A 12,490-nucleotide genomic window follows, 5' to 3' on the forward strand; every position below is an offset into this window, starting at 1 on the left:
TAAGTAATGCTTGAAATTGCATTAGGCGTAGTTTTATTCACGGTTATCGTGATAGCGCTGGTATTTATTATTATCGGAGCCAAAAATAAATTGGTGCCTTCAGGTGATGTTGAGCTTGTGGTCAACCATGAGAAAAAATTACATGTGCCGGTAGGCTCTAAATTATTGACAGCCTTAGCTGAAAATCAACTTTTTATACCTTCTGCGTGTGGTGGTGGGGGGACATGTGGTCAATGTCGTGTAAAAGTCCTTAAAGGCGGTGGTGAGATATTACCCACAGAAATGTCTCATATTACCAAGCGTGAAGCGGCTGAAGGCGAAAGATTGGCATGTCAGGTTGCTGTTAAGCATGATATGGACATTGAAGTTGAAGAAAGCGTTTTTGGCGTCAAGAAATGGGAATGTACTGTCAAGTCTAATCATAATGTTGCGACATTTATTAAAGAATTGGTGCTTGAACTGCCTGAAGGTGAAGAAATTAACTATCGTGCCGGGGGCTATATTCAAATTGAATGTCCACCTTATGAGGTGAGTTTCAAAGACTTTGATATTGAAGAAGAATATCGTGAAGACTGGGATAAATATGACTTATGGCGTTATGTTTCCAAAGTCGATGAGCCGGTATTGAGAGCGTATTCAATGGCTTCTTACCCAGAAGAAAAAGATATTATGCTCAACGTGCGTATTGCAACACCGCCGCCAGGTGCACCGGATGATGTGCCACCAGGAAAAATGTCATCCTATATTTTTAGTCTTAAACCGGGTGATAAGGCTGTGGTATCAGGTCCTTATGGTGAGTTTTTTGCCCGCGATACCGATAATGAGATGGTCTTTGTTGGCGGTGGAGCCGGTATGGCGCCCATGCGGTCTCATATTTTTGACCAGTTACGACGGCTGAAGTCTAAACGTAAGATGACGTTCTGGTATGGTGCACGTAGTAAACGTGAAATGTTCTACGTTGAAGATTTCGATATGCTGGCGAAGGAAAACGATAACTTCGAATGGCATGTTGCGTTATCGGATCCACTGCCGGAAGACAATTGGACCGGCTATACCGGGTTTATTCATAATGTGCTGTATGAAGAGTACATTAAAAATCATCCGAATCCGGAAGATTGTGAATACTATCTGTGTGGACCGCCGATTATGAACTCATCGGTCATCAACATGCTGTTGGAAAACGGTGTGGAAAGAGAAAACATTCTGCTTGATGATTTTGGTGGTTAACAATAGATAAACACATGTGTTTATCATGTTAAAAAATGGGGAATAAACGCGAGTTTGTTCCCCGTTTTTTATGGATTGAACGAAAATGGAATAGGGCGAGTCCATATAAAACAAAGAATCGTTCGATAATGATTGTCGTGAGGAGGCGGAGATGGCTTATTTTCTAGCAACATTTGTATTTATGCTGATTGTGATAGCTATTATGGCAATCGGTGTGCTTTTTGGCCGTAAAGCCATTAAGGGGTCTTGTGGTGGGGCAAATAATGGTAATTGCGTTTGTATTAAAAAATGTGATAAAAGAAAGGCTGAGAGTCATTGAGTGAATGACTGGAGCGGGTGTTAATTTAGGATAAAAGTCGGGCTATAGGTTTGTAAAAATGAGAGAGCTTACATTCATCTTTACAAATCAGCTGCGTCATTCAGAATATACGCCACTTAAAACGAATAACTTCAAATAACTTTAAGAGGAAGCATTATGCTGGCTAAGATTACCATTGCTGATTACATGACAAAAAATATTTTTACGTTAAAAGAAAATGTAAGTGTCGTGACAGCCATTAAAGCAATTTTAGATCATAAAATTACGTCTGCCCCGGTTCTTGATGATAATGGACGATTGATTGGCATGTTTTCAGAAAAAGACAGTATTAAAGTGGTATTAGATGCAGCCTATAATAAAGATTTTGGTGGTACCGTTGGGGAGTTTATGGCGAAGGATATTATTACGGTAAATGAAGATGATAATATCGTAAAACTGGCCGAACAATTTCAAAATTGTGCAACGCGTAGCTTTCCCGTAATGGATGAAGACAAGCTGGTTGGTGTGATTAGTCGAACCGATGTATTACGTGCATTGGTTACATTGTATTAACGCATAAGGTGTCTCGGAATACATTTTTCTGGCATGATTATGAGACCTTTGGAACAGACCCACAACGGGATAAGGCTGTTCAGTTTGCCGGTGTTAGAACTGATCTTGAGTTTAATTTTATTGGCGAGCCGGTAACTTATTTTTGTAAGCCTTCGGATGATTGTTTACCCCATCCGGAGGCTTGTTTTATCACCGGCATCACACCCCGGATGGCATCGGAAAAAGGTATCATAGAATCCGATTTTATCACTGAAATTCATTCCCACCTAGCTGAGCCAAATACCTGTACTGTCGGCTATAACAGCATTCGTTTTGATGATGAAGTCACGCGAAATTTGTTGTACCGTAATTTTTTTGACCCTTATGCACGTGAATGGCAGAATGGGAATTCGCGTTGGGATTTGATTGATGTCGTCCGGGCAACCCGGGCATTACGGCCTGATGGTATTCAATGGCCGAATAATGAAGAAGGGCAGCCGAGCTTTCGTTTAGAAGACCTTACTGCAGCGAATGCTATTCAGCATGAGTCCGCACATGATGCCTTATCCGATGTGTACGCGACGATTGCCATTGCAAAATTGATCAAGGATAAACAACCTAAGCTGTACCAATACTTGTTTGCAAATCGGTCAAAACATAAGGTTTTTGATTTGCTGCAATTAGGTGCGATGCAGCCACTGATTCATGTGTCGGGAATGTACCCGGCCAATAAATATTGTTTAGCCGTAGTTGTGGCATTAGCCCAACACCCCGGAAATAGTAATGGCGTTATTGTTTATGATTTGTCGGTTGATCCTGCCCCCTTATTGAGTTTGTCTGTTGATGAAATAAAACAGCGGCTTTTTACCGCTAAAGCAGATTTACCTGAAGATGTTGACAGAATTCCTTTAAAAACGGTACATGCCAATAAATGCCCGGTTTTAGCGCCATTGTCGGTGATACGCCCCGAGGATACCGAACGCTTGCAATATGATAAAAATCAGATTCAACAACATTTGCAACAACTCAAAGCGCATATCGGATTAGCCGAGAAAGTCGCGGCAGTTTTTGAGACGGATTTCAAGTCGGAACAAACTGATCCTGATTTATTGCTATATCAAGGTGGTTTTTTTTCGCCTCAAGACAAGCGGGAAATGGGGAGGTTACGCAATACACCGCCCGAACAACTCTCAGCGATACAGTTTAATTTTAGTGATACGCGTTTGCATGAAATGCTTGTTCGCTATAAAGGGCGTAACTTTCCTGAATTTTTAACGGAGTCTGAAAAGAAACAATGGTACGACTATTGCTTCAAGGTATTTACAGACAAAAACGTAGGCCCTTCTCTGACACTTAATGAGTTTAAGCAGCGTGTCGAGAAGATGTCTGTCGAACAAAAATACCAATCTATTGCATCGGAATTAAAAGCTTTTGCCAGAATGAAGGAAAAACAATTAGATGCCTGGGGGCGACGATTGTTTTAGCTCTAATGAGTGTCCAATAAAATATTGCTATGAATGTTGTTTTGTGCGGTTGATAAATTCGCCCTTCATGCTCTATTCAGTATCAAAATTTATGATAGGACTATATCCTTTTTTACAATACTGCGTTGACCTGCGCTATTGTCAAGGGATAATGAGCGAATAGCTTTAACGCATGCTCTATTTTATAATGCTCAATTTAATTTGAACCCACGAGGAAAACCTTATGAAAAAACTATCGTTGTTTGTATCGCTGCTTGCATTGTTTGTCACAGGGGTGACTTATGCGCATGGGCCAGTCCGTGCCAAAATGACCGCAAGCATTATTATTGATGCGCCTGCAGATAAAGTATGGGAAGTGATTAAAAATTATGATGATATGTCCTGGCATCCTGCGATTGAAAGTGTCGCTTGCGAGCAAGGTAATAAAAAAGGTTCAGAACGGGTTTTAACCTTGAAAGGCGGCGGTACCATCACTGAAGAATTAAAGGCTTATAAAGAAGATCAAAAGTCTTATAAATATAAAATAACTAAAATGAGCAGCACGGGCACAGTGCATCATGCTGGGCAGGATGAAGAAATTCCTGTATTGCCTGTTGCAAACTATGCTGCAAAGATTTCAGTAAAAGATAAAGGTGGTAAATCCGAAGTGACTTGGGTGGCGACTTATTATCGGGCTTATGTCAATAACAATCCTCCGGCTGAATTGAATGAAAAGGCGGCCGATGAAGCGGTCAAAAAAGTATTGACCGATGGATTGGTTAATTTAGCCAGAAAATTTGACAAAAATATTTCGGAATCTGACGTAAAAATTGTCATTAAGCGCTAATTTTTCGATGCCTCTGCTTTTCTGGCAGAGGCTTTTTTATCGCCTTTTTGGTGAACAGATGTTTAATTTCCCCCTTTTCAGACTCTTAGTTCTCTTTTTTGTTATTTTTCAGGCAGATGCCGCTGAATATGCGTTTATTACTAATCAGTTGGATAATAGCGTTTCAATTATCGATGTCGAGAGCCAGACTGTTTTAAAAACCATCACTGTCGTAGGTAAACCTGCTGGTGTTGCGGTCAATCCGAAACAACATCAGGCTTATATCAGTACACCGGAAGGCGGTGGCTTCACTGTTATAGATGCGCAAAAATTTCAGGTGAGCAATAAAATACAGGGACGTGGTGCCTCTTTAGGTATTGCGGTTGATGTGCCTGGTGAACGCATATTTTTGGCTGACTGGTATGAAAATACGGTGGATGTCTATTCAGCCGAAACTTTTCAGAAAATACAGACGATTCATGTCGGTCGCTCCCCCTCTGGCATGGCTGTTAGCCCTGATAACAAGTGGCTTTATGTTGCTAATCGCATGGATGATAGTCTTTCCCAAATTGATTTAAGCAATTATCATCTTCGAAACACGACTAAAACAGGCTTACATCCTTTTGGAATTGTCGTTTCATCCGATGGTTCAAAAATTTATACGGCTAATGTCGAAAGTGATGATGTTACCGTTTTACAACCAAATCATTTAAAACGTATCAAACATATTGCCGTTGGTGCAAGGCCTTATGCTGTGGCACTAGCTTTGAAAGATAAACGCTTGTTTGTGACCAATCAGGATGACAGTACGGTTTCAGTGATCGACACCGACACCCTGGCTGAAATAAAGCAGATTGAGGTTGGTGAAAAACCCGAAGGTATCAGTACTGCAGCGAATGATCGTTATGTGTATGTGGCAAACTGGATGGATGGTACAGTTTCAGTTATTGATGCTGAACAATTAAAAGTGATAAACACGATTACCGTCGGAGAAGGTTCACGCGCCTTCGGTAAGTTTGTGATGCCCTGATCTTTGTCCGCTGGCATAAATTAAAATTACTTGCTAGACTTTCAACTCAAAAATAGCAAACTAATACTGGATTATTGAGAATCGAATATGGCCGAAACAGTTGATGAATTAACCGTGTCCTACGAAGATGGTGGGATTGAAACAGTAAAAGAATTAGATAAAAAAGTGTTAAGCAAAGGCGCTTGGGCCACCGTGATTTATCGATATCAGGATTGGAATCGGGCCAAGGAAGAGTATGGCCCTGATAAATTCACCATTCGTCGTTATCAAAAACGTAATGGGGAATATCAGCAAAAATCCAAATTCAACATTTCCAGTGAAAAGCAGGCGCGGGAAATCATTTCTGCTCTGCAGGAATGGATTGGTGAAGGCGAATAAGGTTGATTTAAGTTCAGCAATTCCCGCTGAAAATTTGACACAACCCAGCAATGGAGTGATCTTCGCAAAAAAGTTTACGAAACATATTTTTTCAATCTCTTATACACCAAGGCTTACAAGACGAGCGGGAATTGCTGATTTAAGTTAGGCTTTGTAATGGGGTAGTAAATATATTGTGTTAATTTTACACTCCAGAAAGTACTTTCTTCTGCGTCGCCAGCATTTTTCGTTACCCACGACCAAACGGCTATTATCAACAGTTTCTTTCCATTCTTTTCTGCTTATCCACCCTACAGACACTGTTGACTTAATAACTGATGTTACGCAATTTGTATTTTAACTCTAAAATTTACATACATCACAGCTTAAATGCGAATTAAGAGCTGAAAACCTCATATAAAATAAAATCAATGACTTATATTTTTTGCTTGAGGAGCATAGAGTTTGCATCACGCTAAGCCATTGATTTGTTGAGCCACAATTTAGCTCTTAATTCACATTTAACAACCTTACAGTTTTACTTGACCACTACACTTGGTACAGGCGAGGAGAAAAGGTGGTCACTCCATCTATAATCGTTTTCTGATTCGTAGGGGCAATTCATGAATTGCCCCTACATGCTCTTGCCGTATAAACAAAAGGCAGTTTTAAAATCAAATGGTTATGATCGATCATACAACAAATCCCTTAGAAATATCCTGATTAGGGTTAAATCGGCTGTAAATTTATCATACAAGTTACGTCTGCGTAACATCAGATAGTAACTGGTTTGGTATGGCGGTTTTTATCGGTTTATTGCTGGATTATTGGGCTTGGTAAGGCTTGATTGCGACGGATTGGTATTTTGTGATTTAGTTGACTATCCTTTTAGTAAAACAGGAGGGGGGTCACAGATAATATTATTGTTGTGCAATAAGCTGAACCGCAAAGAGAATATAAAACTTTATTTTCAGAGAATCATGGGTATTTACAAATATCATCATTATCGTGTTAGTTGTCACTATAACAATCAGCCTGGCTTTACGCTGATTGAAGTATTGGTTTCTATGGTTATTCTGAGTATAGGCTTGTTAGGTATTTTTGCCATGCAATCACGGGCATTGATGGATAATCAGGATGCTTATTTACGCACTCAGGCCGTTTTTTTGGCGTATGACATGAGTGACAGAATTAGGGCGAATGCCACACATTGGGAATCTAAACTGGCAAGTCTTAGCGATATTTTGACGCAAGCCGAGTCATTTAAACTGCCAGGTGCTGGTAGTCCACAGCATCCTTTTTGTAGCGCTTATGATCCCACAACCGTAAATCTTGCTTCACCACTGGCGACACCAATAGCTTGTAGTCAACAACAAATGGCTGAATATGATACCTATCGTTGGCTGCAAGATGTCAAATCTGTGTTACCTGGTGGGGCAGTGGCGATAGAGGCGGCAGCCGACCCAAATACAGCGAGTACGGATCTGAAGATTATCCGATTGACCATTAGCTGGCAAAGAGTCAATCAAAATATTAACGATAAACTGGGCAGCGATGCGTCCTATTCACTGGATGTTAGGTTATGAAATATAAACAAAGCGGTTTTACCTTGATTGAGTTGATGATCGGTCTGCTGCTCGGGATGGCGCTGATTGCCGGTGTCGTTAAGGTTTTTATCGATAGCGGCAATAGTTTCAGGAAGCAAAAAACCTTAAGTTACCTGGTTGAAGATGGGCGTTATGTGATGGAGGTGTTGGCCAGAGAGTTCAGGCGGGCAGGGTTTTTACGCAATCGTTATGCCGCTGGCGGTACAGCTGATTCGGTTTTTATTCCAGATAGCGGTGCAGGATCAAATGGGGTATTAGACTCAGGAATTGACCTGGCTGGTAGGGAATATATTAAGGGTGACTTTAATAAAGATGGCTTTGAAGATGCGTATGATATTAATCATGTGGTATTTCGCTATCAATTAAATGATAGTAATGATTTGGCTTTCAATAATCCGAATTATGCATTGTCACCCTGCACCAGAAATATTCATTTGACGGACGGAGAAGACCCTGTAAATGACAAGATTGTTGTCACAATATATTTCTATGTGGCCTTGGATTCAACGAATACGCCAGTGCTTTATTGTAAAGCAAAACGAGAGAACCTGGACGACTCATCTAAAAACAAAACGTCAAGTGCCGTAACTTTAATTTCAAATGTTGAAAAGTTATTTGTTTTATATGGGCATGATAAGGATGGGGATGGATTTGCAAATCAATATTTACGGGCGGATCAAGTCGATGATCAAGTCGATCCATTTGGCTGGGAGAAAATAGTCAGTGTACGCTTATATTTAGTGTTAGCGAGTGAAGAGAAGAATGTTGTTTTAAAAACACCTGGCTATACCCTCGATGGACGGTCGTATACCGTCAACGCGCCCGATGATAAGCGTTTGTATAAGGTATTTAGCACAACGATTGCCTTGAGAAATGACGAGAAATGACGAGATGAATAAAAGACAACACGGGGCGGTACTGATATTTTCGTTAGTGATGTTGTTGTTGATAACCTTAGTCGGCGTCAACATGATTCAGCAAAACAGACTCCAGTTTATGATGGCGGCAAATATGCAAGGCCAGACAACCCTGTTTGCTTCTGCTGAAAATATTCTTGAGTTGGCTGAAAGCTATATTGAAAAACAGCGTTATTATGATGGTACGTCTACCTGTAAAACTTTCGATGCAAAGTTTGTACAACTGGTTCCTGAGGATATTACAGCAAAAACAGAGCTGAATTTGTCTGCTGATACCATAGCATCTGGAGTTGAGGTCAAAATCGCTCAAACAGCCTGTATTCCAACAGCAGGAGAAAATTCTGGAGAGGAGGTAGTGTGTCCGGTTCCTAGTGGTTCTAATGGCGGCTGGAGCGCTGATGATAAGCCATGCAATCAGTCTATTTTTACCGCATGTACTACCGAAATCTATACTATTCGTGTGACTGCACCTAATTCTACAACAGGGGGGCAACGAATCGTGGAGTCTAAGTATGCCATTTCATGTTCATGACAAGTGATGTTGCATGCGTTATTTAAAGTGTTATAAGGGGAAATAAAATGAAGAGAAAAGCTAAAAATTCCATCATGATGTCAATAGCTTTGCTATTGTCGGTTGGCGGTGCCATGTTACTTCCGGTATCGGCTTATGCTGATTCCAAAAACTCAAACAATTCTGACAGTTCATCTGACAGTTCATCCGACAGTTCATCCGACAGTTCATCTGACAGTGATTTTCGAGGTGAGGAAGATGAAGACAAAAAAATAATCATTTGCCATGTGCCAAAGGGCAATCCTGCCAACAGGCACACCATTCATATCGGTTTCAGTGCCTGGCCTGCGCATAGAGATAATCATGGCGGAGATTATCTAGGTTCTTGTAATAACCCACCTTCAACACCTGATACCACTACCAAAACTGTTGAGAAGCTAGTTGTTATTAAAGATTGTACCGGGGAATATCGAAAAACACTGGTTGAACTCACTCAGTCTTATTTTGATCCTGTGATTGTGAATGATGATGCCTTAGATGATGAGGATATGGTGGTTGCCTTGAGCCAATGCCTGGATAAGGGTGATAGCAGTGATAGCAGTGATAGCAGTGATAGTAATAAAACGGACAGTGGTCATTATCGGGCAGACAGCGGTAAAGGCAAAGGCCATGACAGCGTTTCGGACAGCGGCAAACATCACCGCATTAGTGGTTGTAAAAACCGGGACTCAAGCGACTCGCATCACGATTCAACAAGTGACTCTAAAGAATCAGATTCCAGCAAGAATTACCATAAAAAACTGACTGAACGTAAAAAACATTTTGATTCTTCTCATTCACATGGTGACAGTAGCCTGAATATTTCCGACAGCAGTATGGATGACAGTGGTGTTTATACAGAATATAAAAAATGTGTGGACTCTGATTCTGCGCATAAAGGTGATTCGGGTAAAGGCGACTCAGGTCATAAGTATCGAATTATGAACAATTGTTCTAATGCTAAAGAGATTAAAGATGCGATTAAAGCCCATAAAGAAAAAGTACGTAATGATGAGAAATACCTAAAAAGACCGATCGTTCTTAAAGAAAGCACCTTGATCGACAAGCGCATTAAAGCGGCTGTTGATGCTTGTCTTGACCCTGACCAAGGCGGTGGAGTCAAGGAAATCGTACCTCCATCTTCAGATCCAGATAATCCAGGCCACACTGGCTATAGCGGCCGATTAAACTGGAGAGAAATTACTAACCCATAGATGTTTTGTAATCCCCCGCTGGCATTAAAGCCGGTGGGGGATTTAAGCATAATGGATGATTGTAGGTGCATGTAAAAGAGCGCTTTTATTTTTGATATGGAACATGTCATGCAAAAGACTACTAAGACCCAGGTTATGTTTAGTCAAGTGGTTCCTGACGATGAATTTACCCAGCACCTCGTAATGCCTCCCCATTTAGGGCGAGGTAAGGTGCGGGCTTTATCCATCACTTCACGAGGTGCTGGGTTCACATTGATTGAACTGCTTATGGTCATGGCCATTATGTCGATTATATTGTCGATTGGTGTGCCATCGTTTCAGAGCATGATAACGAATAATCGTCTGACAACACAGGCGAATAGTATGGTGGGTGCCTTAAATATTGCACGCAGTGAGGCGGTAAAAAGAAATCAGTTATTGGTTGTAGGCAAAACTGGCACAGATTGGAAAGATGGCTGGCAGGTTTTTGTAGATGCCAATAGTAATCAAACATTTGATACGGGCGAAGAAGTGATACGAAAATATAGCGGTATTACGTCCGGTTTTTTCATCAACTCTTCCTCTTCATTTGACAATTACGTTGCCTATCGTCCTGATGGGCGTAGCAATACTAACGGACACTTTTATTTTTGCTCGCCGAGTCAGCAGGCAATATTCAGAAAAGTGGTTGTTGCCGCTTCTGGTCGTATTCGCACTGAAACGTCTAAAAATAGTTCGGAAACTTATTCTGGCGTATGTTCATGAAATTCATAACGTTCTATCTCGTTAGCCTCTCATTTGCCATTGTTGTTTTTTATGCGGTTGCGGCTGTCTATTTTCCGCAACTCTATATTTTTGCGACCTACGAAGATATGTATGGCGAATGGGGGCAGGCTTTTTTCTTCCTGGCAACCTTTATTTTTTCAACCTTGAATGCCATCAATTCCGCTACTGGGCGTTACCGGTGGTTTTTTATGTTGTTGGCATTGGCTAGTTTTTATACCTTTATGGAAGAAATTTCCTGGGGACAACGGCTGTTAGGATACGATACCCCAGAATTTTTTGCCAAACATAGCTATCAAGATGAAGCCAATTTACATAATCTGTTAACGGGCCCTGTTGAAAGCTGGACGAAAACAGCGCTGACTTATCTGATTACCCTGGGTCTTATAGGTTATGGTGTAATTTTTCCCATTGCGTTAAAAATGCAGTGGAAACCGGCTTTATGGCTGGCACAATTAGGCGTTGTTGCGCCGCCTCTTGCTTTGTTACCGGCTTTTTTATTTGGTGGGCTGTTTGAGCTGGAGTTGTTTTCATTTAATGAAGCGGAAGTCGCAGAGCTTTTGGTTGCGATGGCAATGAGCTTTACGGCCTTGAATTTTTGGCTGCAACAACATCAATCGAGTCCATCGAAAAGATTGTTATATTTTATGGTTACGACCGTTGTTGTTTTGGTAGCGGCTTTTATAACCACACAAACATTATTGCATAATCCCCGGCAAAAAGCAGAAATTACCCATCGTTTGGCGAATGGTTATGACAAGTTTGCCGATCGTTATGAACGTTACGATCATTATCTGGCGGTGGCAAAAGTATTACAATACTATGATCAGCTAAAACCGGATAACACGGTCGTGTTACGACGAATCGCTGATAATTATGAATTATTGGGCAACCCTGAAAAAGCACGGGAGTTTCTTTATCGAGCGATTGAGGTAGGCTTAAAACGGGTCAATAAAGACCCGGATAATGTTCCGGCCAATATTTCGCTAGCCAAAAGTTATCATCGGGTTAAACGTCCTGAAAAAGTCTATTTTTATGGTGCGCATGCGTATGATATTGCCTTGCAGCGTTATCAGGAGGCTGATAATAATAGAGATAAAGCCTATTGGGCCTATTGGCTGGCAAAAGCCTGTGAGCAAGTCAATAAACAACCGGAAGCCTTAAAATATTTCCGGCGTGCGTATAAGCTTGATCCCGATAATTATCGGTACGAGAGAGCTTATTACCAAAAACGCCATTTAATGGAGAACTATTATGATGAGGACTGGGCAGAACGCCTTTACTCTGATTGAGTTAATGATAGCCGTTGCTATTGTCGGTATTTTGGCATCGATTGTGTATCCTTCTTATCAGAGCTATATAACAAAAAGTAAAGAGGCGGCCGCTCAAGCCGCTTTGGTTTCATTTGCCAGTGCGATGAGTCAGTATTATATGGAGGACATGAGTTATAAAGGAGCGGCAGGGACGCAAGCAAGTCCTACCGATACAGGAACACCCTGGATATTTTCCGATCAGGTGCCTCTTGATAGTGGCACTAAAACCTACGATTTAACAATTGATTCTGCGACTGATGCAACATTTAAATTAAAAGCCACGCCGGTAGATAGTAGTTGGAGAACGTTTTGTATCGATGAACAGGGGATAAAAGACGATTGTAATGGTACCAACAACTGGGATTAGATTGACT

Annotated in this window: 14 protein-coding genes; all 14 read left to right on the forward strand. The window is 41.1% G+C overall.

The features are described from left to right. Positions 1-6 precede the first annotated feature (6 nt). The 14 genes from nqrF (at position 7) to JEU20_RS12360 (ending at position 12,483) form a co-directional block, all read left to right on the forward strand. On the forward strand, positions 7-1,227 hold the full coding sequence (nqrF, locus tag JEU20_RS12295) for an NADH:ubiquinone reductase (Na(+)-transporting) subunit F (RefSeq protein ID WP_198246453.1): 1,221 nt from the start codon (positions 7-9) through the stop codon (positions 1,225-1,227). A 151-nt stretch (positions 1,228-1,378) separates the two neighbouring features. After that, positions 1,379-1,546, forward strand: a complete 168-nt coding sequence (gene nqrM, locus JEU20_RS12300; RefSeq protein WP_198246454.1) for a (Na+)-NQR maturation NqrM — start codon at positions 1,379-1,381, stop codon at positions 1,544-1,546. A 156-nt stretch (positions 1,547-1,702) separates the two neighbouring features. Then, the gene (locus tag JEU20_RS12305) at positions 1,703-2,098 is read left to right on the forward strand and encodes a CBS domain-containing protein (protein ID WP_198246455.1); all 396 of its coding nucleotides are present in this window, start codon (positions 1,703-1,705) and stop codon (positions 2,096-2,098) included. A gap of 8 nt (positions 2,099-2,106) precedes the next feature. Then, positions 2,107-3,561 (forward strand): exodeoxyribonuclease I, encoded by a 1,455-nt coding sequence (sbcB, locus tag JEU20_RS12310; RefSeq protein WP_198246456.1) that lies wholly within the window; start codon positions 2,107-2,109, stop codon positions 3,559-3,561. 223 nt (positions 3,562-3,784) lie between these two features. Then, positions 3,785-4,387: an SRPBCC family protein gene (locus JEU20_RS12315; protein WP_198246457.1), complete on the forward strand. Its 603-nt coding sequence runs from the start codon at positions 3,785-3,787 to the stop codon at positions 4,385-4,387. A 58-nt stretch (positions 4,388-4,445) separates the two neighbouring features. Next, positions 4,446-5,396 carry a cytochrome D1 domain-containing protein gene (locus tag JEU20_RS12320; RefSeq protein WP_198246458.1) on the forward strand — a complete coding sequence of 317 codons (951 nt, stop codon included), beginning with the start codon at positions 4,446-4,448 and terminating at the stop codon, positions 5,394-5,396. An 87-nt stretch (positions 5,397-5,483) separates the two neighbouring features. After that, complete coding sequence (locus tag JEU20_RS12325; protein WP_198246459.1) at positions 5,484-5,774, forward strand: hypothetical protein; 291 nt, start codon at positions 5,484-5,486, stop codon at positions 5,772-5,774. 959 nt (positions 5,775-6,733) lie between these two features. Beyond that, the gene (gene pilV / locus JEU20_RS12330; RefSeq protein ID WP_198246460.1) at positions 6,734-7,339 is read left to right on the forward strand and encodes a type IV pilus modification protein PilV; all 606 of its coding nucleotides are present in this window, start codon (positions 6,734-6,736) and stop codon (positions 7,337-7,339) included. Then, positions 7,336-8,247: a PilW family protein gene (locus JEU20_RS12335; protein ID WP_198246461.1), complete on the forward strand. Its 912-nt coding sequence runs from the start codon at positions 7,336-7,338 to the stop codon at positions 8,245-8,247. The genes pilV and JEU20_RS12335 overlap by 4 nt, the downstream gene beginning before the upstream one ends. Continuing rightward, positions 8,234-8,809 (forward strand): pilus assembly PilX family protein, encoded by a 576-nt coding sequence (locus JEU20_RS12340; protein ID WP_214657310.1) that lies wholly within the window; start codon positions 8,234-8,236, stop codon positions 8,807-8,809. The genes JEU20_RS12335 and JEU20_RS12340 overlap by 14 nt, the downstream gene beginning before the upstream one ends. Positions 8,810-8,856: 47 nt before the next feature. Then, positions 8,857-10,041, forward strand: coding sequence for a hypothetical protein (locus tag JEU20_RS12345; RefSeq protein WP_198246463.1), 1,185 nt, complete (start codon positions 8,857-8,859; stop codon positions 10,039-10,041). 108 nt (positions 10,042-10,149) lie between these two features. Next, a complete protein-coding gene (locus JEU20_RS12350; RefSeq protein ID WP_198246464.1) occupies positions 10,150-10,785 on the forward strand; it encodes a GspH/FimT family pseudopilin in 636 nt (211 codons plus the stop codon). Next, on the forward strand, positions 10,782-12,095 hold the full coding sequence (locus JEU20_RS12355; RefSeq protein ID WP_198246465.1) for a tetratricopeptide repeat protein: 1,314 nt from the start codon (positions 10,782-10,784) through the stop codon (positions 12,093-12,095). Before JEU20_RS12350 ends, JEU20_RS12355 begins: the two co-directional genes overlap by 4 nt. Positions 12,096-12,099: 4 nt before the next feature. Then, complete coding sequence (locus tag JEU20_RS12360) at positions 12,100-12,483, forward strand: type IV pilin protein (protein WP_425356720.1); 384 nt, start codon at positions 12,100-12,102, stop codon at positions 12,481-12,483. Positions 12,484-12,490 lie beyond the last annotated feature (7 nt).

Source organism: methane-oxidizing endosymbiont of Gigantopelta aegis, assembly GCF_016097405.1.
In the GTDB taxonomy this organism is placed as follows: domain Bacteria; phylum Pseudomonadota; class Gammaproteobacteria; order Methylococcales; family Methylomonadaceae; genus Methylomarinum.